20 protein-coding genes are annotated in these 20,989 nt (G+C 62.0%); 9 read left to right on the top strand and 11 right to left on the bottom strand.

Annotation, left to right across the window (positions count from 1 at the left end):
- The first annotated feature begins 47 nt into the window (after positions 1 to 47).
- The 4 genes from KZX66_RS09055 to lnt are packed head-to-tail and all read left to right on the top strand — an operon-like array spanning position 48 to position 3,917.
- Positions 48 to 1,052, top strand: a complete 1,005-nt coding sequence (locus tag KZX66_RS09055; RefSeq protein ID WP_248078522.1) for a PhoH family protein — start codon at positions 48 to 50, stop codon at positions 1,050 to 1,052.
- Positions 1,045 to 1,518, top strand: coding sequence for an rRNA maturation RNase YbeY (gene ybeY, locus KZX66_RS09060; RefSeq protein ID WP_248078525.1), 474 nt, complete (start codon positions 1,045 to 1,047; stop codon positions 1,516 to 1,518). Before KZX66_RS09055 ends, ybeY begins: the two co-directional genes overlap by 8 nt.
- Before the next feature lie 27 nt (positions 1,519 to 1,545).
- On the top strand, positions 1,546 to 2,385 hold the full coding sequence (locus tag KZX66_RS09065) for an HlyC/CorC family transporter (RefSeq protein ID WP_248078528.1): 840 nt from the start codon (positions 1,546 to 1,548) through the stop codon (positions 2,383 to 2,385).
- An 8-nt stretch (positions 2,386 to 2,393) separates the two neighbouring features.
- Positions 2,394 to 3,917 (top strand): apolipoprotein N-acyltransferase, encoded by a 1,524-nt coding sequence (gene lnt / locus KZX66_RS09070; protein WP_248078531.1) that lies wholly within the window; start codon positions 2,394 to 2,396, stop codon positions 3,915 to 3,917.
- A gap of 32 nt (positions 3,918 to 3,949) precedes the next feature.
- Here lnt and KZX66_RS09075 read toward each other — a convergent pair whose 3' ends face one another.
- Positions 3,950 to 4,711, bottom strand: a complete 762-nt coding sequence (locus KZX66_RS09075) for a YdcF family protein (protein WP_248078532.1) — start codon at positions 4,709 to 4,711, stop codon at positions 3,950 to 3,952.
- A gap of 99 nt (positions 4,712 to 4,810) precedes the next feature.
- Positions 4,811 to 5,128 carry a hypothetical protein gene (locus tag KZX66_RS09080; RefSeq protein WP_248078535.1) on the bottom strand — a complete coding sequence of 106 codons (318 nt, stop codon included), beginning with the start codon at positions 5,126 to 5,128 and terminating at the stop codon, positions 4,811 to 4,813.
- Between the two features lie 261 nt (positions 5,129 to 5,389).
- On the opposite strand from KZX66_RS09080, the gene leuS reads away from it, so the two are divergent.
- The 5 genes from leuS (at position 5,390) to KZX66_RS09105 (ending at position 11,402) form a co-directional block, all read left to right on the top strand.
- Positions 5,390 to 7,996 carry a leucine--tRNA ligase gene (gene leuS, locus KZX66_RS09085; RefSeq protein ID WP_248078538.1) on the top strand — a complete coding sequence of 869 codons (2,607 nt, stop codon included), beginning with the start codon at positions 5,390 to 5,392 and terminating at the stop codon, positions 7,994 to 7,996.
- Positions 7,997 to 8,084: 88 nt separating this feature from the next.
- Complete coding sequence (gene lptE / locus KZX66_RS09090) at positions 8,085 to 8,690, top strand: LPS assembly lipoprotein LptE (protein WP_248078542.1); 606 nt, start codon at positions 8,085 to 8,087, stop codon at positions 8,688 to 8,690.
- Between the two features lie 39 nt (positions 8,691 to 8,729).
- On the top strand, positions 8,730 to 9,767 hold the full coding sequence (gene holA, locus KZX66_RS09095; protein WP_248078545.1) for a DNA polymerase III subunit delta: 1,038 nt from the start codon (positions 8,730 to 8,732) through the stop codon (positions 9,765 to 9,767).
- Positions 9,768 to 9,850: 83 nt separating this feature from the next.
- Positions 9,851 to 10,015 carry an alternative ribosome rescue factor ArfA gene (arfA, locus tag KZX66_RS09100; RefSeq protein ID WP_003176285.1) on the top strand — a complete coding sequence of 55 codons (165 nt, stop codon included), beginning with the start codon at positions 9,851 to 9,853 and terminating at the stop codon, positions 10,013 to 10,015.
- 61 nt (positions 10,016 to 10,076) lie between these two features.
- Positions 10,077 to 11,402, top strand: coding sequence for a lytic murein transglycosylase (locus KZX66_RS09105; protein WP_248078548.1), 1,326 nt, complete (start codon positions 10,077 to 10,079; stop codon positions 11,400 to 11,402).
- A gap of 70 nt (positions 11,403 to 11,472) precedes the next feature.
- Here KZX66_RS09105 and KZX66_RS09110 read toward each other — a convergent pair whose 3' ends face one another.
- The 9 genes from KZX66_RS09110 to mrdA all read right to left on the bottom strand — a co-directional run bounded on the left by KZX66_RS09110 (position 11,473) and on the right by mrdA (position 20,975).
- A complete protein-coding gene (locus KZX66_RS09110; protein ID WP_248078551.1) occupies positions 11,473 to 12,393 on the bottom strand; it encodes an LD-carboxypeptidase in 921 nt (306 codons plus the stop codon).
- A gap of 149 nt (positions 12,394 to 12,542) precedes the next feature.
- Positions 12,543 to 13,544 (bottom strand): lipoyl synthase, encoded by a 1,002-nt coding sequence (lipA, locus tag KZX66_RS09115; protein ID WP_169875998.1) that lies wholly within the window; start codon positions 13,542 to 13,544, stop codon positions 12,543 to 12,545.
- Positions 13,545 to 13,570: 26 nt separating this feature from the next.
- Entirely contained in the window at positions 13,571 to 14,218 is a 648-nt protein-coding gene (gene lipB / locus KZX66_RS09120) for a lipoyl(octanoyl) transferase LipB (RefSeq protein WP_248078554.1), read from the bottom strand.
- Entirely contained in the window at positions 14,218 to 14,493 is a 276-nt protein-coding gene (locus KZX66_RS09125; protein WP_248078557.1) for a DUF493 domain-containing protein, read from the bottom strand. Before KZX66_RS09125 ends, lipB begins: the two co-directional genes overlap by 1 nt.
- A gap of 85 nt (positions 14,494 to 14,578) precedes the next feature.
- A complete protein-coding gene (locus KZX66_RS09130; protein ID WP_181079840.1) occupies positions 14,579 to 15,736 on the bottom strand; it encodes a D-alanyl-D-alanine carboxypeptidase family protein in 1,158 nt (385 codons plus the stop codon).
- A gap of 179 nt (positions 15,737 to 15,915) precedes the next feature.
- Positions 15,916 to 16,914, bottom strand: a complete 999-nt coding sequence (locus KZX66_RS09135) for a septal ring lytic transglycosylase RlpA family protein (RefSeq protein WP_248078560.1) — start codon at positions 16,912 to 16,914, stop codon at positions 15,916 to 15,918.
- Positions 16,914 to 17,924 carry a lytic murein transglycosylase B gene (gene mltB, locus KZX66_RS09140; protein ID WP_248078563.1) on the bottom strand — a complete coding sequence of 337 codons (1,011 nt, stop codon included), beginning with the start codon at positions 17,922 to 17,924 and terminating at the stop codon, positions 16,914 to 16,916. Before mltB ends, KZX66_RS09135 begins: the two co-directional genes overlap by 1 nt.
- Before the next feature lie 17 nt (positions 17,925 to 17,941).
- Positions 17,942 to 19,045, bottom strand: a complete 1,104-nt coding sequence (gene rodA, locus KZX66_RS09145) for a rod shape-determining protein RodA (protein ID WP_248078755.1) — start codon at positions 19,043 to 19,045, stop codon at positions 17,942 to 17,944.
- 31 nt (positions 19,046 to 19,076) lie between these two features.
- Positions 19,077 to 20,975: a penicillin-binding protein 2 gene (gene mrdA, locus KZX66_RS09150; protein ID WP_248078566.1), complete on the bottom strand. Its 1,899-nt coding sequence runs from the start codon at positions 20,973 to 20,975 to the stop codon at positions 19,077 to 19,079.
- Positions 20,976 to 20,989 lie beyond the last annotated feature (14 nt).

Consider the following 20,989-nt stretch of genomic DNA (forward strand, 5'->3'; position numbering starts at 1 on the left):
TTATTCTCTCTTTCACCTCAACTGCCAAAGGGCGGCTAAAAGCGACCTTGAACGCACCCATAGTAGAACCCCATCGTTTCATCCTCGAGCCGTTTGAGGCTCGCCGTTTCGCCAACCTGTGCGGACAGTTCGACGAGCACCTGCGCCTGATCGAACAACGCCTGAGCATCGAGATCCGCAATCGCGGCAATCAGTTCGAGCTCATTGGTGAACCCCAACACACCACGTCGGCAGAAAACCTGCTGCGCCGCCTTTATCGCGAGACCAAGGGCAGTGAACTGTCGCCCGAAACGGTGCACCTGTACCTGCAGGAGTCCGCGGTGGAAGACCTGGCCAACAACCCTGTGGCCGAAGCCAGCGTGGCCCTGCGCACCAAAAAAGGCATGATTCGCCCGCGCGGCTTGAATCAGCAGCGCTACGTCAAAGAAATCCTCGGCAACGACATCAACTTCGGCATCGGCCCGGCCGGTACCGGCAAGACCTACCTGGCCGTGGCCTGTGCGGTGGACGCGCTGGAGCGCGAGCAAGTGCGGCGCATCCTGCTGGTGCGCCCGGCGGTTGAAGCCGGTGAAAAACTCGGTTTCCTGCCCGGCGACCTGGCACAGAAGATCGACCCGTACCTGCGCCCGCTCTACGACGCGCTCTACGAGATGCTCGGTTTTGAGTACGTGGCCAAACTGATCGAGCGCCAGGTGATCGAGATCGCTCCGCTGGCCTATATGCGCGGCCGTACGCTGAACAACAGTTTCATCATCCTCGACGAAAGCCAGAACACCACCGTCGAGCAGATGAAAATGTTCCTGACCCGTATCGGTTTCGGCTCCACCGCCGTGATCACCGGTGACGTCACCCAGGTCGACCTGCCCAAAGGCACCAAGTCCGGCCTGGCCCAGGTGATCGAGGTGCTCAAGGACGTGCCGGGTATCAGCTTTACGCACTTCATGCCCAAGGACGTGGTCCGCCACCCGCTGGTGCAGCGTATCGTCGAAGCCTACGAGCGCTTCGACCACCGCGATGACGCGCCGGCCAAGGACGTTCGCCGCGATGCTTGAGCTAGACCTGCAACTGGCCACCGAAGCCCCCGCCCCCAGCGAAGAGCAGTTCCGTCAATGGTGCGCCCTGGCCCTGCGCCAGCGCAGCGCCGACTCGGAACTGACCATTCGTCTGGTGGACGAACCCGAAGGCCGCGAACTGAACCACACCTGGCGCCAGAAAGACTACGCGACCAATGTGCTGTCGTTTCCCGCCGACGTCCCCGATGAACTGCTGGATATCCCGTTGCTGGGGGATCTGGTGATCTGCGTCGAAGTGGTCGAGCGTGAAGCCAAGGAACAGGGCAAGGCGCTTGAGGCTCACTGGGCCCATCTGGTTATCCACGGCTGCTTGCATCTCTTGGGTTACGACCATATAGACGATGACGAAGCCGAGGAAATGGAAACACTGGAACAAACGTTGCTTGCCGAACTGGGTCACCCTGATCCTTATGCAGACGACGAAACCGACCCTACACCTAACTGAAACAACAAAGGATTTAGAGTAATCGCTATGAGCGAAGACCGATCGAGCAACGGGCAAAAGTCATGGCTGGGTAAACTGACCCAGGCTTTTGCCCACGAGCCGAAAAACCGCCAGGAGCTGCTTGAGCTGCTGCGTGAGGCCCATCAGAACAAGTTGCTGGACAGCGAAGCGCTGGCCATCGTCGAGGGCGCCATCCAGGTGGCTGACCTGCAGGTGCGGGACATCATGGTCCCACGCTCGCAGATGATCAGCATCAAGGCGACCCAGACCCCACGGGAATTCCTCCCGGCCGTGATCGACTCGGCGCACTCGCGCTACCCGGTGATCGGTGAAAGCCATGACGACGTCATGGGTGTCCTGTTGGCCAAGGACCTGCTGCCGCTGATCCTCAAAGAGAACGGTGACAGCTTCAACATCAAGGACCTGCTGCGTCCGGCCACCTTCGTGCCCGAATCAAAGCGCCTGAATGTACTGCTGCGCGAATTCCGCGCCAACCACAACCACATGGCCATCGTGATCGACGAATACGGCGGCGTGGCGGGTCTGGTGACCATCGAAGACGTACTGGAACAGATCGTCGGCGACATCGAAGACGAGCACGACGTCGAAGAAGACAGCTACATCAAGCCGCTGCCAAGCGGAGACTTTCTGATCAAGGCGCTGACGCCGATCGAGAACTTCAACGAGTTCTTCGACAGCGAATTCTCCGACGACGAGTTCGACACCGTCGGCGGCCTGGTGATGAACGCGTTTGGTCACTTGCCTAAACGTAACGAAACCACCGAGATCGGCCCTTATCGCTTCCGCATCCTCAATGCGGACAGCCGCAGGATCCATCTGATTCGCCTGACACCTATTGCCCGCTAAGGACTGACATGCGCCGTTTGATCGCACCCGGCTGGCCCGGTAATCTGCTGGCCGTGGCGGCCGGCGCCATCACCACCCTGGCGCTGGCGCCATTCGATCTGTGGCCGTTTGCACTGGTGGCCGTCGGCCTGTTTTACCTGGGACTGCGGCACCTGAGCCCGCGTCAGGCCTTGGGCCGTGGCTGGTGTTTCGGGTTCGGCCTGTTTGGCGCCGGTACCAGCTGGATCTATTACAGCATCCACCACTTTGGCGGCGCTTCGGTGCTGCTGGCGGGCTTTTTGATGCTGCTGTTCACCGCCGCCATCGCCTGGTTCTTCGCCTTGCCTGCCTGGCTGTGGGCGCGCTGGCTGCGCCGCAATGAAGCGCCGTTGGCCGATGCGCTGACATTTGCCGCATTGTGGGTCGGCCAGGAAGCCTTTCGCGGCTGGTTCCTCACTGGTTTCCCCTGGCTGTACTCCGGTTACAGCCAACTCGACGGCCCCCTGACCGGCCTGGCGCCCGTCGGCGGCATGTGGCTGATTTCGTTTGCCCTGGCACTCACGGCCGCTCTGCTGTGCAACCTGCCGCGCCTGCTGGCCGGCAAGCGCAACGCATTTATCGGTGCGGGCCTGGTGCTGCTGGTTGCGCCGTGGGCCGTCGGCCTGGCACTCAAGCACCACGCCTGGACCACGCCCGCCGGCGCGCCGCTCAGCGTGGCCGCCATTCAGGGCAACGTTGAACAAAGCATGAAGTGGGACCCGCAGCAGCTCAATGCGCAACTGGCGCTGTACCGCGACATGAGCTTCAGCTCCAAGCCTGTCGACCTGCTGGTCTGGCCGGAAACCGCGGTGCCGGTGCTCAAGGAGTCGGTGGAAGGCTACCTGGGCATGATGGGCAAGTTCGCCGCCGACCGGCACACGGCACTGATCACCGGCGTGCCGATCCGCCAGGAAGTGCATCACCAGAAACGCTACTTCAACGGCATCACCGTGGTGGGCGAAGGCGACGGTACGTACCTCAAGCAGAAACTGGTGCCATTTGGTGAGTACGTGCCGCTGCAAGACATGCTGCGCGGATTGATCGCCTTCTTCGACCTGCCGATGTCCGACTTCGCCCGTGGCCCCGCCGATCAGCCGATGCTACAGGCCAAGGGCTATCAGATCGCGCCGTTCATTTGCTACGAAGTGGTGTACCCGGAATTCGCCGCCGGCCTCTCGGCCCAGAGCGACCTGCTGCTGACCATCAGCAACGACACCTGGTTCGGCCGCTCCATCGGCCCCTTGCAGCACTTGCAGATGGCGCAGATGCGTGCGCTGGAGGCCGGCCGCTGGATGATCCGTGCCACCAACAACGGCGTGACCGCGCTGATCAACCCGTTCGGGCAGATCAGCGTACAGATCCCGCAATTCGAACGTGGCATTTTGTACGGCGAAGTCGTGCCGATGCACAACCTCACGCCCTACCTGCAATGGCGCTCGTGGCCGTTGATCATCGTCTGCCTGGGGTTGTTCGGCTGGGCACTGCTGGCTGGCCGGATGGCCAAAACCGTCTGATCAACATCAGGCGGCGGCTGTGGCAGGCGGTGTTACCGGTAGAACAACCGATACCCCACCTGCCCAACCGCCTCGTTGATCAATTGCCCGCTCTGCCATACCGACTTGAACTCCGGCATCCAGCCGCCCAAAGGCCGGGCGTTGTCCACGCCCAGAAAGCCCACCGGCGCCGGCACCACCGTGAAGCCCGCCTTTTCAAAGCTCCATACCGAACGCGGCATGTGCCAGGCCTGAGTGACCACCACCACGCGCTTGACACCCTCGGGCAACAAAATCTCGGCACTCATTCGGGCGTTTTCCCAGGTGGTGCGGCTGCGCTCTTCCTTCCAGCGCACCGTCACGCCAAAGTCATCCTGCATCGACACCGCCATCAACTGCGCCTCGCTGGGCGGCGTGCCGTAGTGCAATCCTCCCGTGGTGAGCACCGGCAGGCCGGAGGCCTTGGCCAGCCTCGCGGCGTAACGCTGGCGCTCCAGGCCGATACCGGTGGGCTGGTCGCTGCCCCAGGCCGGGTCACCGCGCTCCCGCCCAGAGCCCAACACCACAATGGCATCAGCGTGCTGGGCCAGGGTGGACCAATCTTCACGGGCCAGTGGCGGCTCAGTCTCCAGGGCACGCGCGCCCCATTCCACCATCACCGGCAGGCTGATCAGCCACATGCCGCCCAACCCCACGGCGAAGCAGCAAGCGGCCAGACGAGGGCGGCTGCGACGAAACCACCAGGCAAGCGCCAGCAACAGCAAGAAGATGCCGGGGGGCAGGAGCAGTTGTTTAATGAAATAACGAATAGGCATCGGGCATCTCCACAGATGCCCGAAGCCTAAGGTGTAACGGGGTTTAACGACAATCTTTACGGTGATTCAACGCACGGGTTTCGCTGCGCGGGGAGCGAACTACTTGCAGCGGGCAGACCGGCGTGTTTCCGCGCCCCGACCGACCGGCCAGTCCTTGAGCCATACCACCTTGGCCGAGTGCGTGGTCTCCCTGGCTGGCGGGGCTGCCGCCACGGGAGGCGCACTGCGCGTGCTGCGTTCCAGGTAAGCCTTGATCAACTCCAGTTCTGCGCGGCTCAACCCACGCAATTCCAACTCAACGGGCCGTTCATCACGCAATCGGTCCGCTGTCCTCGCTGCATCCAATGCACGACCCAATCGGTCGATCAGTCCTTCGTAGATTTCCGGTTTCGTTGCGGTTCGCTGCGATTCAACCATCCCCTCACCTCATTGAAGAAAGACTTGCTCCCCAATAAACAGCGTAGCCCCCGTGGCTACGCCTGCCCGGCGCCGCGACAGACGGCCTCGACCGCGCAATCAGGGTTTCCCTCGATAGAGTGGGGTCATGTATGCTACGGCGCTTCCTGTAACTCCACTTCCCGCAGGGTTTGGGCACGGACGCGCCGCTTTTTGGTGTCGATTTGCCCGGACAGTGCTCCGAAGAGGATTAGGCCACCCCTATTCAGTTCAAAAGTAGCCATGCACGAACAATATCAGCCCCGTGAAATAGAAAATGCCGCCCAAACCTTCTGGGACGAGCAAAAGTCCTTTGAAGTCAGTGAACAGCCAGGCAAGGAGACATTCTACTGCCTGTCGATGTTCCCTTACCCCAGCGGCAAGCTACACATGGGGCACGTGCGCAACTACACCATCGGTGACGTGATTTCCCGCTACCAGCGCATGCAAGGCAAGAACGTCCTGCAACCCATGGGTTGGGACGCCTTCGGCATGCCGGCGGAAAACGCCGCGATGAAAAACAACGTGGCCCCCGCCAAGTGGACCTACGAAAACATCGCCTACATGAAGACCCAGCTGCGCAGCCTGGGCCTGGCGGTGGACTGGTCCCGTGAAGTGACCACCTGCAAGCCGGATTACTACCGTTGGGAACAATGGCTGTTCACTCGCCTGTTCGAAAAAGGTGTGATCTACAAAAAGAGCGGCACCGTGAACTGGGACCCGGTCGACCAGACCGTACTGGCCAACGAGCAGGTGATCGACGGTCGCGGCTGGCGTTCCGGCGCGCTGATCGAAAAGCGCGAAATCCCGATGTATTACTTCAAGATCACCGCGTATGCCGATGAGCTCCTGTCGAGCCTCGATGATCTGCCGGGCTGGCCTGAACAGGTCAAGACCATGCAGCGCAACTGGATCGGCAAATCCAAGGGCATGGAAGTGCAGTTCCCGTACAACGTCGACTCCATCGGCGTTGCAGGCGCACTCAAAGTCTTCACCACCCGTCCGGACACCCTGATGGGCGCGACCTACGTCGCCGTGGCTGCCGAGCACCCACTGGCCACCCAGGCCGCACAGAACAACCCTGAGCTGCAGGCGTTCATCGCTGAATGCAAAGGCGGCAGCGTGGCCGAAGCCGACGTCGCCACCCAGGAGAAAAAAGGCCTGCCAACCGGGCTGTTCGTCGAGCACCCGCTGACCGGTGAAAAACTGCCGGTATGGGTCGCAAACTACGTGTTGATGCACTACGGCGATGGCGCGGTAATGGCCGTGCCGGCCCACGACGAGCGTGATTTCGAATTCGCCACCAAATACGACCTGCCGATCAAATCGGTGGTGCGCACCCGCTCGGGCGACACCCACCCGGCCCCGTGGCAAGACGCCTACGGTGAGCACGGCACGCTGATCAACTCCGGCGAATTCGACGGCCTGGACTTCGTCGGTGCCTTCGACGCCATCGAAGTGGCACTGATCAAAAAGAACCTCGGCGCTTCGCGCACCCAGTTCCGCCTGCGCGACTGGGGCATCAGCCGTCAGCGCTACTGGGGCTGCCCGATCCCGATCATTCACTGCGCCGCCTGCGGTGACGTGCCGGTCCCCGAAGACCAATTGCCGGTCGTGCTGCCGGAAGACGTGGTGCCGGACGGCGCCGGTTCGCCGCTGGCGCGCATGCCTGAGTTCTACGAGTGCAGTTGCCCGAAATGCGGCGCGCCGGCCAAGCGTGAAACCGACACCATGGACACCTTCGTCGAGTCCTCGTGGTACTACGCGCGCTACGCCTCGCCGCACTACGAGGGTGGCCTGGTCGAGAAATCCGCGGCCGATCACTGGTTGCCGGTGGATCAGTACATCGGCGGCATCGAACACGCCATTCTTCACCTGCTGTACGCGCGTTTCTTCCACAAGCTGATGCGCGACGAAGGCCTGGTGAGCTCCGACGAACCGTTCAAGAACCTGCTGACCCAGGGCATGGTGATCGCCGAGACCTACTATCGCCGCGAAGCCAATGGCGCCTACACCTGGTTCAACCCGGCGGATGTCGAACTCGAGCGCGACAGCAAAGCCAAGGTCATCAGCGCCAAGCTGATCGCCGACGGCCTGCCGGTTGAGATCGGCGGCACCGAGAAGATGGCCAAGTCCAAGAACAATGGTGTCGACCCGCAGTCGATGATCGATCAGTTTGGCGCCGACACCTGCCGCCTGTTCATGATGTTCGCCTCGCCGCCTGATATGAGCGCCGAATGGTCCGACTCCGGCGTCGAAGGCTCGCACCGCTTCCTCAAGCGCGTCTGGCGCCTGGCCCATGCCCATGTCAGCCAGGGCTTGCCGGGCAAGCTGGACGTGGCCAGCCTGAACGACGAACAGAAAGCCATTCGCCGCAGCACCCACCTGGCCATCAAGCAAGCCAGCCAGGACGTGGGCCAGAACCACAAGTTCAACACCGCCATCGCTCAGGTCATGACGCTGATGAACGTGCTGGAAAAAGCCCCGCAGGTCACCGAACAGGACCGTGCGCTGGTACAGGAAGGCCTGGAAACGGTCACTCTGCTGCTGGCCCCGATCACGCCGCACATCAGCCACGAACTGTGGAGCCGCCTTGGCCACAGCGACGCGGTCATCGATGCGCGCTGGCCGGTACAGGATGACAGCGCCCTGGTACAGGACACGCTGCAACTGGTCATCCAGGTCAACGGTAAACTGCGCGGCCAGATCGACATGCCCGCCAGCGCCAGCCGTGAAGAAGTCGAAGCCGCCGCCCGCATCAATGAAAACGTGCTGCGCTTCACCGAAGGCCTGACGATCCGCAAAGTGATCGTGGTGCCTGGCAAACTGGTCAACATCGTCGCTAGCTAATCGGATCGGGCGCGGGGCTTGAGCCCTGCGCCGAATAAAGCCTTCAGGGCCTCGACAAGGCCCACATGGTTTCAAGGGGAGCAACAAAATGATCAAACGCAACCTGCTGGTTATGGGCCTTGCCGTACTGCTGAGCGCCTGCGGCTTCCAGCTGCGCGGTACCGGCACCACTGACCTGACAATCAAGGAACTGGACGTCAGCGCCCGCGACGCCTACAGCGAAACCGTCACTCAACTGCGCCAGGTCCTGCAAAACAGCGGTGTTCACGTCTACACCGGCGCGACCTACAAGCTGTTCCTGGCTAACGAGCAGGAAACCCAGCGCAACCTGAGCTATGCCAGCGCCGGGCGCGCCTCCGATGTCGAGTTGAGCACTGTGCTTAACTTCGAAATCCAGGGTCGTGACCATCTGCCGTTGATGGGTGACAAGATCCAGATTCAGAAAATCGTCAGCCACGACGGCAACAACCTGGTCGGTTCGGATTCCGAAATCATCCAGGTCCGCAAGGAAATGCGCCGCGAACTGGTGCAACGCATAGTCCTGCGCCTGTCTATGCTGACCCCGGAACAGCTCGAAACCCTGCAGCAAGCTGCCGACAACAAAGCCAAGGCGGATGCCGACGCATTGAAAGCCGCGAAAGAGTACGAAGACAACACGCCGAAACAATCGCCTGTTGAAGTACCTGCCGAGTAAGCCAGACGGGGCGCCCCAGGCGCCCCGTTCGCCCCGCCTATGAAACTCGCCCCCGCCCAACTCGCCAAGCACCTGCAAGGTGGCCTCGCGCCGGTCTACATTGTCAGCGGCGATGACCCGCTGCTGTGCCAGGAAGCCGCAGACGCCATCCGCACCGCCGCCCGCCAACAAGGCTTCGATGAACGCCAGGTATTCAGTGCCGACGCCAGTTTCGACTGGGGGACGCTGCTGCAGGCCGGCGCGAGCATGTCGTTGTTTGCCGAAAAACGCCTGCTGGAACTGCGCCTGCCGTCGGGCAAGCCCGGTGACAAGGGCGCGGCAGCCTTGATGGAATACTGTTCGCGCCCCGCGGAAGACACGGTGCTGCTGGTCAGCCTGCCCAAGCTCGATGGCAGTGCGCAGAAAACCAAGTGGGGCAAGGCCCTGGTCGAAGGCACGCAGACCCAGTTCATCCAGATCTGGCCGGTGGACAGCAACCAACTGCCGCAGTGGATTCGTCAGCGCCTGTCGCAGTCGGGATTGTCCGCCACCCAGGACGCCGTGGAACTGATCGCCGCTCGGGTCGAAGGCAACTTGCTTGCTGCCGCCCAGGAAATCGAAAAGCTCAAGCTGATGGCCGAGGACGGGCAGATTACCGTCGAGACCGTCCAGGGCGCGGTGGCAGACAGCGCCCGCTTTGACGTATTTGGCTTGGTGGATGCGATCCTCAACGGCGAACCCGCCCACGCCCTGCGCATGCTCGAAGGCCTGCGCGGCGAAGGGGTGGAGCCGCCAGTGATTCTCTGGGCCCTTGCCCGTGAGCTGCGGGTGCTGGCCAATATTGCGCTGCAATACAGCCAGGGCACCCCGCTGGACAAGTGCTTCAGCCAGGCCCGCCCGCCCGTATGGGACAAGCGCAAGCCCCTGATGAGCAAAGCCCTGCAACGGCACTCGGCGCAACGCTGGGCAAACCTTTTGCTGGAAGCGCAGCGCATCGATGCGCAAATCAAGGGCCAGGCGGCAGGTTCGCCATGGATGAGCCTCAGCCGTTTGTCGCTGTTGATGTCTGGGCAGCGCCTGGCTTTACCAGCGGAATAATCCTACCGCTCGACGGGCTTTACAGCGATGCCACTTCGGCAGATGATTTGCACCGCTGTAACCACCCATCAAGAGTCATGAGCATGAGCAAAAAGCCATCCAAGCATGGCCCCAACAAGGCCAAATCCATCATCGCCCAGCCACTGTTCCGCAGCCGTCAAGAACGTGCCGGCAAGGGCAAAGGCAGCTACCGCCGCGAAGCCTTCCAGTCTAATAGCTGGGAGGCTTCTTACTTTCTGGCTGCGTGAAGGCAAGCGCCCCTCCGGCATGATAAGGTCTGCTTCTGATTTGTAATCCCTGGACCTGTGCATGCCCTCTAGTCTTTCTCGTCGTTGGCACCTTCGCCAATTGATCGCTGCCTCCAGCCTTATTCTGCTGGTCGCCTGCGCGGAAAAGCCCACCGCCGCCGACGCCCAACCCCTGCCAAAACTCCAGACAGCCCCCGTGGCAGCACCCGCTGTCGTAGCGCCCCTGGCCGTGGACAACCTCGATATCCAACCGACCCAGACCTTCGCTGAATGGCAGGCCGGTTTCCGTGTAGACGCGCTGAAAGCCGGGATCACCCCAGCGGTCTTCGACAACGCCTTTGCCAACGTCACCCCCGATATGGCGGTGATACGTGCTGACCGCAGCCAACCGGAATTTTCCCGCCCGGTGTGGGAGTACCTCGACGGCGCGCTGTCGCCGCTGCGCGTGCGTAACGGCCAGGCGCTGCTGGTCAAGTACGCCGAAATTCTGCAACGCATCGAGCAACGTTATGGCGTCGACCGCCAGGCGCTGGTGTCGGTGTGGGGCATGGAGAGCAACTTCGGCCAGTTCCAGGGCAATAACTCGGTGATCCGCTCCCTGGCGACCCTGGCCTACGAAGGTCGCCGTCCGGCGTTTGCCCAGGCGCAACTGCTGGCCGCGCTGCAGATCATCCAACACGGCGACATCCAGGCCGACCAGATGAAAGGCTCCTGGGCCGGCGCGATGGGCCAGACCCAATTTATCCCCACCACCTACAACACCCACGCCGTGGATTTCGACGGCGACGGCCGCCGCGATATCTGGAACAGCCCCGCCGACGCCCTGGCCTCCACCGCGCACTACCTGCAAAGCTCCGGCTGGCAGAAAGGCCAGCCGTGGGGCTTCGAGGTGAATCAACTGCCGGCCAACTTCGATTACGCCCTGGCCGACGGCGGCATACGCAAAAGCGTTGCCGAGTGGATGAGCCTGGGAATCCAGCTGCCGCCGGGCGCAAGCATGCCGCCCAACGTCGACCAACTGTCTGCGGCCCTGCTGCTGCCTGCTGGTTACCGTGGCCCAGCATTCCTGGTGTTGGATAACTTCCGCGCGATCCTCAAGTACAACAACTCGTCGTCCTACGCGCTGGCGGTCGGCCTGCTGTCGGAACGATTTGGTGGCGGTGGCGTGATTCGCGGCACGTGGCCGAAGGATGAGTTGCCGCTGAGTCGTTCCCAGCGCATCGACTTGCAGGCGGCGTTGAGCGCCAACGGTTATGACGCGGGCAACCCGGACGGGATTATCGGCGCCAACACGCGCAAGGCGATTCGTGCGGCGCAGCAGGCGCTGGGCTGGCCGGCGGATGGGTATCCGACAGTGAAGCTGCTGGAGTCGCTGCAGAACCGCTAGTGCTGCTGAAGGCGGCTGCTGCTATCGGGGGGCAAGCCCCCCGATAGCCAACGGGCAAACACCAGCAGAGTCAGCCCCTGAACACCACATCCTGCTCCAGCACCACCCGCTGCTCCCCGGCGTCCAGGCGCACCCAAGCGCCCATTGGCAACGTCACGTTCGGATCACAATGCCCGCTGCGCCAGCCGCACAACACCGGAATGCGCAACGGTTCAAAGGTCTGCTTCAGCAACCGCGCCAGCACAACGCCGTCGACGCCCGCCACATCCCCGACCAGCACACCCGCAACCTGACCCAGCTTGCCTGCCAGACGCAGATGCGTCAGCAGGCGGTCGATGCGGTAAATCGGCTCGTTGACGTCCTCGATGAACAGGATGATGCCCTCGGCATCGATTTCGTACGGCGTGCCCATGACCGCCGCGATCATCGACAGGTTGCCCCCCAGCAAGCGCCCACAGGCGACACCTGGCTCAATCGTAGTCAACGGGAAGGCCACCGGGTGCGCCAGCGTATCGCCGGCGCCGAGCTGGCCGCGCAACAGGCTGAACAAGGATGACTCGGTGGGAGGCTGTTTACCGCCGAGCAGGTCAGCGTTGAGCATCGGTCCGTGGAAGGTCACGAAACCGGCGTAACGGTTGATCGCCAGGTGCAGCGCGGTGATGTCGCTGTAACCCACGAACGGCTTGGGGTTGGCCCGGATCAGTTGAAAATCCAGCGCGTCCAGCAAACGGGGCGTTCCGTAGCCGCCGCGCAGGCAGAAGATCGCGTCGATGTCGGGGTTGGCGAAAGCGGCATGCAGGTCGTGCAGCCGTACTTTGTCGCTGCCGGCGAGATAGCCGTCGCGCTCATACACGCCGGGGAAGATATGCAGATCGTAGCCGCGGGCACGCATCCATTGCCCGGCTTTGTCGACATCCAGCGCGGCAGGACCGGCGGGAGCGATCAGACCTATGGTGCCTTCAGCACGAAGGGCAGGTACGGCAACAGTCATCCACGGCTCTCCCTAATCAACGCAGAACGAAATGTGGGAGCGGACTTGCTCGCGAACGCGGAGCATCAGCCGATTCATCAGTGACTGAAACACCGCTTCGCGAGCAAGCCCGCTCCCACATTGGATCAGCGGCGCAGCGCAAATTGCAGTTACGAGATCAGGCTTGCCTTGACCAGCTTGGCCTGTTCGTCGGCGTGGTACGAGGACCGTACCAACGGGCCCGAAGCGACGTTCTTGAAGCCCATTTTGTAGCCTTCCTCGGCGAACCAGGCGAAGGTGTCCGGGTGCACGAAACGCTGCACCGGCAAGTGGCTGCGCGACGGTTGCAGGTACTGGCCCAGGGTCAGCATGTCGATGTCGTGTTCGCGCATGCGCTTCATGACTTCGATGACTTCTTCGTCGGTCTCGCCCAGGCCCAGCATCAAGCCGGATTTGGTCGGGATGTGCGGCATCATCTGCTTGAATTTCTGCAGCAGGGTCAGCGACCACTGGTAGTCAGAACCCGGGCGCGCAGCCTTGTACAGGCGTGGCACGGTTTCCAGGTTGTGGTTGAACACATCAGGTGGCTCGGCGGCGGTGATTTCCAGCGCCACGTCCATGCGGCCACGGTAGTCGGGCACCAGGGTCTCGAGCATAACGTTCGGCGACAGCTTGCGGATTTCGCGGATACAGTCGGCAAAGTGCTGGGCACCGCCGTCGCGCAGGTCATCACGGTCAACCGAGGTGATCACCACGTACTTGAGTTTCAGGTCGGCGATGGCAATGGCCAGACTTTCCGGCTCGTTGACGTCCAGGGGCTTCGGACGGCCATGGCCCACGTCGCAGAACGGGCAACGACGGGTGCAAATGTCACCCATGATCATGAAGGTGGCGGTACCACCGGAGAAGCACTCGCCCAGGTTCGGGCAGGAGGCTTCTTCGCACACGCTGTGCAGCTTGTGTTTGCGCAGCAGGGCCTTGATACGGTCGACTTCCGGCGAGACCGGGATACGTACGCGAATCCAGTCAGGCTTTTTCGGCAGTTCGGTGGTCGGAATGATCTTCACCGGGATGCGTGCAACCTTCTCGGCGCCGCGCAGCTTGACACCGGCTTCCACCTTGGCACGCGGGGCCGGGGCCGGACGTTCGGTGACGTCCAGCGTCGGGATCATGGTTTGCACTGCATCAGTAGTCATAATCAGTCGATTCCGCCCGTTAGGGTCGTCTGCTCAGCATAGTCGAGGTGTTTGACGAGCTGCGCGCGCAGCCGGGCACTTACCTCGGCAAATTTAATCGGTGTCGCGTGATCGCTCAGTTGTGTCATCGCCAACCCGGCGTAACCGCACGGGTTGATCCGCCGGAACGGTGCCAGGTCCATGTCCACATTCAGGGCCAGACCGTGAAATGAACAACCGTGACGGATCCGCAGCCCCAGGGAGGCGATCTTCGCACCGTCGACGTACACGCCCGGTGCATCCGGCTTGGCCACGGCGGTCACGCCGTAACTGGCCAGCAGCTCGATCAGGCAAGCCTCCATGCGGCTCACCAGGTCGCGCACGCCAAACCCCAGCTTGCGCACATCCAGCAGCAAATACGCGACCAGTTGACCGGGCCCATGGTAAGTCACCTGGCCACCTCGGTCGACCTGCACCACCGGAATATCACCCGGTAGCAGCAAATGCTCAGCCTTGCCGGCCTGGCCCTGGGTGAACACCGCCGGGTGCTCCACCAACCAGATTTCGTCGGGCGCCGAGCTGCCGCGTTCATTGGTGAACCGCTGCATGGCGTGCCAGACCGGCTCGTAAGCCATCTGGCCGAGCTCGCGAAAGCCCAGGACCTGTGACATCACAGCACCATGTGCACGAAGCCCGTGGCCCGCAGTTCGCTGTTGATGTCGTAGAGCTGGTCTTGACCGATCGCAACGATGTGCAACTGGATCGTGGTGTATTTACCGTTGGTACTGGAACGCTCGTCCACACGGTTATCGTTGATCGTGGCGTGTTTACGCACGATGTCGATGATCTTGTCTTTGTTGCCTACACCGGTATCGCTGATCACCTTGACGGGATAGTCCGTCACCGGGAACTCGATCTTTGGCGCCTTTACTTCGTTATCGGTCATGGCAGAACAGCCTCGTAAGCGGTAAGCCGTGGCGACGGGCAAAGCCCCGCGTCGGATCAACGCGGGGCTTTGCAGGTGCACACAATCAGTTGAACAAGCCGTAGAAGAATAGACGGATGCTATCCCACACGCGGCGGAAGATACCACCTTCGTCGACGGCGTCCAGTGCGATCAGATCGGCGCTGTGCACCACCTTGTCGTCCAGTTTCACTTCGACTTTACCGATCACGTCGCCCTTGGCGATTGGCGCAACCAATTGCGGGTTCATGGTCATGCTGGCGGCGAGCTTTTTCAGTTGGCCTTTAGGCATGGTCAGAGTCAGGTCTTCGGCCAGGCCGGCTTTGACCTGGGAGGTTGCGCCCTTCCAAACCGGTGCGGTCGCCAGTTCGGCACCCTTCTGATAGAAGGTCTGGGTTTCGAAGAAACGGAAACCGTAGGTCAGCAACTTTTGCGTCTCGGCGGCACGGGCCTGCTCGCTGTTGGTGCCGAAGACCACGGCGATCAAGCGCTGGCCATCACGGACGGCGGACGACACCATGCAGTAGCCGGCTTCTTCGGTGTGGCCGGTTTTCAGACCATCGACGGTCTTGTCGCGCCACAGCAGAAGGTTACGGTTAGGCTGCTTGATGTTGTTCCAGAAGAACTCTTTCTGGGAGTAGATCGCGTAGTGCACCGGGTCAACACGAATGATCGCGCGGGCCAGGATCGCCATGTCATGAGCCGACGAGTAGTGCTCCGGGTTCGGCAGGCCGGTCGGGTTCATGAAGTGGCTGTTGGTCATGCCCAGGTCGGCCACGGTTTTGTTCATCATGTCGGCGAACGCGTCTTCGCTGCCGGCGATGTGCTCGGCCAGGGCGACGCTGGCGTCGTTACCGGACTGGATGATGATGCCGTGCAGCAGGTCGCTCACGGTGACTTGCGAGCCCACCTTGATGAACATCCGCGAACCGCCGGTGCGCCAGGCGTTTTCGCTGACGGTCACAGGGTCGTTTTCGCCGATCTGGCCGCGACGAATTTCCAGGGTCGCGATGTAGGCCGTCATCAGTTTGGTCAGGCTGGCCGGTGGCAGGCGCTGGTCACCGTTGTTCTCGACCAGCACGTTGCCGCTGGCGGCATCCATGAGCACCCAGGCCTTGGCGGCCAGTTGCGGTGAAGCCGGCACCATTTCAACCGCCCAGGCGGCCGGGGTGATGATCAGCGAGATAAGCAGGCACGTGCGTTTGGCTAAGGTGGTGATGTTCATCCGTCTCTCGAAATTGCTTATGGAAACTTGCCCTCTCGGGCAAAACTTTTATTCAGACAGCCCGCTACCAGACTGTCACGTGTTCGGTTGCCCACTCACCCCTCGCCCCTGGGTTTTTATTCTTCAACGAGCCAACAACCAGGGTTCAAGCCCGCGCACGGGCCTGCACCATCAATCTTTTATTCGGCGGTGACCACACTGGGCTGCCCCAGATTGGCCATGCGCACGCTGTTCTGTACTTGCGCGACTTCGCTGGGAGAGCCGATCGGGCCCATCCGTACGCGGTGCAGGGTTTGCTGGTTACGCACAATGGAGCTGATAAACACCGGCGCGTTGACCATGCCGCTGAGTTTGGACCTTAACAGCTCTGCCGCATCCGGGTTGGCGAAAGCGCCCACCTGCAGGTATTGCCCGCCCGCCGCCGAGGCGCCAGGCGCCGCATGGGGCACAACCACCGTGTCCGGAGCATGTTGCTGCGGCGGCGGCGTCCACTGTTCGATCTTGCCGGTCGATGCGGTCACTTGCGGCTGCCGGGTTTGCGGTTCATTGAGCATCAACGGCGCCGGCTTGCCACGCTGGGCCCAGTACTGCGCCGGGTCGATGCCTTCGACCTTGACCCGCGCGGTGCCGGTTTCGGCGTAACCGAGTTTTTTCGCAGCGGCGTAGGACAAGTCGATGATGCGGTCCGAATAGAACGGCCCACGGTCATTGACCCGCAGGATCACCGTGCGGTTGTTGTCCAGGTTGGTCACCCGCACATAGCTGGGCAGCGGCAGGGTTTTATGGGCCGCGCTCATGCCATACAGGTCATAGACCTCGCCATTGGCGGTGTTCTGACCATGGAATTTGGTGCCGTACCAGGACGCCGTGCCCGATTGCACGTAGGTCTTGGAGTCTTGCAACGGGAAGTACGACTTGCCCAGCACGGTATACGGGTTGGCCTTGTAGGGGCCGGTGTGCAGGGTCGGGGTGGCGTCGGGGATCTTCGACACGTCGACGTCCCACCACGGCGCGCCGTCCTTGTGCGCGCGGTTGATGTCCAGGCCCGGCTGGGAACGCACCACGGCGCCACCGGACTTCGGCGCCGGGCCACGGCTGGTGGAGCAACTGACGACCAGCAGGGACAACGCGGCGAACGCCACCAGCTTGAGCGGTTGATTGAACGGCGATGCCCGCATTACTTGTTGCCCCGTGCTTGGACCAGCATGTCTGACAGCTGATGCACGGCCATGGCGTACATCACACTGCGGTTATAACGCGTGATTGCGTAAAAATTCTTCAGGCCCATCCAGTATTCAGGGCCATTTTCGCCTTCCAGGCGGAACGCCGTGACCGGCATTTCATCGCGTGGCGCATTCTGACTCGACCAGCCCAGCGCCCGCAACTCCCCGACCGTCTTGACCGGCTCAATGCCCTGGGTCAGGCCCTCATCGGCGCGCTCCCCGGTGACCTCGGCGCGAACCACAACAGGCTCGCCGCCGACCCAGCCGTGGCGCTTGAAGTAGCTGGCCACACTGCCAATGGCGTCGTCCGGGTTGCTCCAGATATTGATGTGACCATCGCCGTCAAAGTCCACCGCGTAGGCGCGAAAGCTGCTCGGCATGAACTGCGGCAAGCCCATCGCCCCGGCGTAGGAGCCTTTGAGAGTCAGCGGGTCGACCTGCTCTTCGCGGGCCAGCAGCAGGAATTCGCGCAGCTCCTTACGGAAGAAGTCGGCGCGCGGCGGGTAATCGAAGCCCAGGGTCGACAAGGCGTCGATCACCCGATAACTGCCGGTATTGCGCCCGTAGAAGGTTTCGATGCCGATGATCGCGACAATCACCTGGGCCGGCACGCCGTATTCCTGCTCGGCGCGGGCCAACACGGCTTCGTGCTGGCGCCAGAAGTCCACACCCCTCGCCACGCGGGCGTCGGTGAGGAACATCGGACGGTATTCCTTCCACTGTTTCACGCGCTCGGCGGGGCGGGAAATCGCGTCGAGGATCGCCTGCTTTTTCTGGGCTTCGCGGAACACGCCCATCAGCTGTTCACCGGCGAAACCATAGTCGCGGGTCATTTCACCGACAAATTCGGCGACCTGGGGTGAACCATCGTAGTCACCGGCCAGCGCCTCCTGCGTTGCGCCCAGCAGCCCAATCAGGCCCATCCAGGACGCATGCCGAGTCGCCCAGCCGCGCATTACTTGCATTGACATCTTCACCTTATTCAAACCTGTGCGATCCACTTGCGATGCGTATGAATCGACATCAAAACCCCAAACGCTGACAGCAATGTCACCAGCGAAGTTCCGCCGTAGCTAATGAATGGCAACGGCACCCCAACCACCGGCAACAGGCCACTGACCATACCGATGTTGACGAAAACGTAAACAAAAAAAGTCATGGTCAGGGCACCGGCGAGCAATTTGCCGAACAGCGTCTGCGCCTGCGCGGTGATCACCAGGCCACGCCCGATCAGCAGCAAATAGATCAGCAACAGCGCGCAAATGCCCACCAGGCCGAACTCTTCGCCCATCACCGCAATAATGAAGTCGGTGTGGCTCTCGGGCAGAAAGTCCAAATGAGACTGGGTGCCCAGTAACCAACCCTTACCAAATACGCCGCCGGAACCGATGGCCGCTTTCGACTGGATGATGTTCCAGCCGGTGCCGAGCGGGTCGCTCTCCGGGTCGAGGAAGGTGAGAATCCGTTGTTTCTGGTAGTCGTGCATGAAGAAGAACCACATGGCCACCGCCACGGGTACCGCAGCGGCCAACACGCTGAGGATCCAGCGCCAGCGCAGCCCCCCCATAAACAGTACGAACGCGCCCCCGGCAAGGATCAGCAGCGAGGTGCCCAGATCCGGCTGGCGCACGATCAGCACAAAGGGGATACCGATCAGCAGCAGACTGATCCCCACGTGTTTAAGCTGCGGCGGCAAGGTGCGCTTGGACAGATACCAGGCGATGGTGGCCGGCATCAGGATCTTCATGAATTCCGACGGCTGGAAGCGAATAACACCTGGGATGTTGATCCAGCGGGTCGCACCCATGGCGTTGTGCCCCATCACGTCCACCACCACCAGCAGCAATACGCCGGCGACATACCCCAAGGGCACCCAACGCGCCATGAACCGCGGTTCGAGCTGCGCGATCACCACCATCGACAACAGGCCCAGGCCAAACGACGACGCTTGCTTGATCAGCAGGTCCCAGTTCTTGCCACTGGCCGAATACAGCACGAACAGGCTGCCGGCGGCCAGGGTCAGCAACAGGATCAACAACGGGCCATCGATGTGCATGCGCTGCAGCAACGTCGCACGGCGACGCATCACATCCTCACTGGAGAGGATGCGGTCAAAATTACTCTTCACTGGCCGTAACCTCGGGGATTGAAGGGGGGCCGCCATATTCGGGCTTGAGCCTGCCGTCGGGGGCCAGCAGCCAGGCATCCATCACCTGGCGCACCACGGGCGCGGCGACCCCGGAGCCGGACTCGCCGTTCTCCACCATCACGGCAACAACGATTTTCGGGTCGTCCGCCGGCGCGAAGCCGACGAACAAGGCGTGGTCGCGGTGACGCTCCTGAACCTTGGAGCGGTCGTATTTCTCGCCCTGCTTGATCGCGACCACCTGGGCGGTGCCGCTTTTGCCGGCAATGCGGTATTGCGCGCCGATGGCCGCTTTGCGCGCGGTGCCACGGGCGCCGTGCATCACCTGTTGCATACCATGGTTGACCTTGGTCCAGTCGGACGGGTCGCGCAGTACGATGTCCGGAATCGGATTGTCATCCACCGGTTTTTCGCCCTCGATGGTCTTGGCCAGGTGTGGACGGTTCCAGATGCCTTTGTTGGCCACCAGCGCGGTGGCCTGGGCCAGTTGCAACGGCGTGGCCTGCATATAACCCTGGCCAATCCCGAGGATCAACGTCTCACCCGGGAACCACGCCTGGCGTCGGGTCGCACGCTTCCACTCGCGCGAGGGCATCAGGCCCGGGGATTCTTCGAACATGTCCAGGGAGACTTTCTGACCGAGGCCGAACTTGCCCATATAGGCGGACAGGCGGTCGATCCCCAGCTTGTGGGCCAGGTCGTAAAAATAGGTGTCGTTGGAGCGCATGATCGCGGTATCCAGGTCGACATAGCCGTCGCCGGTGCGGTTCCAGTTACGGTATTTGTGATCGTAGTTGGGCAGCATGTAGTAGCCGGGGTCGTACACCCGGCTGGAGGCCGTGACCACGCCCGCATCCAGGCCGGCAATCGCCACCGCCGGTTTGATCGTCGAGCCGGGCGGGTACAGGCCGCGCAGTACGCGGTTGAACAGCGGCCGGTCGATGGAGTCACGCAACTCGGCATACGCCTTGAAGCTGATGCCGGTAACAAACAGGTTGGGGTCAAAACTTGGCTGGCTGACCATCGCCAGCACTTCGCCCGTCTTCGGGTCCAGTGCCACCACGGCGCCACGTCGCCCACCCAGGGCCATCTCCGCCGCTTCCTGCAACTTGATGTCCAGGCTCAGCACAATGTCCTTGCCCGGCACCGGGTCGGTACGCTTGAGTACGCGCAATACGCGGCCACGGGCGTTGGTCTCGACTTCTTCGTAACCCACCTGACCGTGCAGCTCGGGCTCATAGAAACGCTCGATGCCAGTCTTGCCAATATGGTGGGTGCCGCTGTAATTGACGGGATCGAGGCTTTTGAGCTCTTTCTCGTTGATCCGCCCCATATAGCCGACGGAGTGGGCAAAGTGCGGCCCCTGGGGGTAATGACGCACCAACTGCGCCACCACCTCCACCCCCGGCAGGCGGAACTGGTTCACCGCGATACGGGCGATCTGCTCTTCGGTGAGTTCGAACAGGATCGGCACCGGCTCGAAAGGCCGGCGCCCCTGCCTCATGCGTTTTTCGAAGATCACCCGGTCTTCCGGGGTCAACTGCAGCACCTCGACGATCACATCGAGGACCTGCTGCCAATCGCCGGAACGCTCGCGGGTCATGCTCAGGCTGAAGCTGGGCCGGTTATCGGCGACGACCACGCCATTGCGATCGAAGATCAACCCACGGGTCGGTGGAATCGGTTGCACATGCACCCGGTTATTTTCCGACAGCGTGGAGTGATAGTCGTACTGGATCACCTGCAGGAAATACAGACGGGCGATCAGCACCCCGATCAACACCACCACCATGATTGCGCCAAACACCACGCGCGCGCGTACAAGACGTGCGTCTTTCTCGTGGTCCTTGATGCGGATCGGCTGGGTCATCGGGAGGGGCGCAG

Origin of the sequence: Pseudomonas sp. EYE_354, from assembly GCF_023148575.1 — a bacterium.
Classification (GTDB): domain Bacteria; phylum Pseudomonadota; class Gammaproteobacteria; order Pseudomonadales; family Pseudomonadaceae; genus Aquipseudomonas.

Excerpts from the sequence above, each read along its gene's own strand:
- ybeY (WP_248078525.1), top strand. The coding sequence starts at position 1,045 with ATGCTTGAGCTAGACCTGCAACTGGCCACCGAAGCCCCCGCCCCCAGC.
- KZX66_RS09065 (WP_248078528.1), top strand. The coding sequence starts at position 1,546 with ATGAGCGAAGACCGATCGAGCAACGGGCAAAAGTCATGGCTGGGTAAA.
- lnt (WP_248078531.1), top strand. The coding sequence starts at position 2,394 with ATGCGCCGTTTGATCGCACCCGGCTGGCCCGGTAATCTGCTGGCCGTG.
- KZX66_RS09075 (WP_248078532.1), bottom strand. The coding sequence starts at position 4,711 with ATGCCTATTCGTTATTTCATTAAACAACTGCTCCTGCCCCCCGGCATC.
- KZX66_RS09080 (WP_248078535.1), bottom strand. The coding sequence starts at position 5,128 with ATGGTTGAATCGCAGCGAACCGCAACGAAACCGGAAATCTACGAAGGA.
- leuS (WP_248078538.1), top strand. The coding sequence starts at position 5,390 with ATGCACGAACAATATCAGCCCCGTGAAATAGAAAATGCCGCCCAAACC.
- lptE (WP_248078542.1), top strand. The coding sequence starts at position 8,085 with ATGATCAAACGCAACCTGCTGGTTATGGGCCTTGCCGTACTGCTGAGC.
- holA (WP_248078545.1), top strand. The coding sequence starts at position 8,730 with ATGAAACTCGCCCCCGCCCAACTCGCCAAGCACCTGCAAGGTGGCCTC.
- arfA (WP_003176285.1), top strand. The coding sequence starts at position 9,851 with ATGAGCAAAAAGCCATCCAAGCATGGCCCCAACAAGGCCAAATCCATC.
- KZX66_RS09105 (WP_248078548.1), top strand. The coding sequence starts at position 10,077 with ATGCCCTCTAGTCTTTCTCGTCGTTGGCACCTTCGCCAATTGATCGCT.
- KZX66_RS09110 (WP_248078551.1), bottom strand. The coding sequence starts at position 12,393 with ATGACTGTTGCCGTACCTGCCCTTCGTGCTGAAGGCACCATAGGTCTG.
- lipA (WP_169875998.1), bottom strand. The coding sequence starts at position 13,544 with ATGATCCCGACGCTGGACGTCACCGAACGTCCGGCCCCGGCCCCGCGT.
- lipB (WP_248078554.1), bottom strand. The coding sequence starts at position 14,218 with ATGTCACAGGTCCTGGGCTTTCGCGAGCTCGGCCAGATGGCTTACGAG.
- KZX66_RS09125 (WP_248078557.1), bottom strand. The coding sequence starts at position 14,493 with ATGACCGATAACGAAGTAAAGGCGCCAAAGATCGAGTTCCCGGTGACG.
- KZX66_RS09130 (WP_181079840.1), bottom strand. The coding sequence starts at position 15,736 with ATGAACATCACCACCTTAGCCAAACGCACGTGCCTGCTTATCTCGCTG.
- KZX66_RS09135 (WP_248078560.1), bottom strand. The coding sequence starts at position 16,914 with ATGCGGGCATCGCCGTTCAATCAACCGCTCAAGCTGGTGGCGTTCGCC.
- mltB (WP_248078563.1), bottom strand. The coding sequence starts at position 17,924 with ATGCAAGTAATGCGCGGCTGGGCGACTCGGCATGCGTCCTGGATGGGC.
- rodA (WP_248078755.1), bottom strand. The coding sequence starts at position 19,045 with ATGCGTCGCCGTGCGACGTTGCTGCAGCGCATGCACATCGATGGCCCG.
- mrdA (WP_248078566.1), bottom strand. The coding sequence starts at position 20,975 with ATGACCCAGCCGATCCGCATCAAGGACCACGAGAAAGACGCACGTCTT.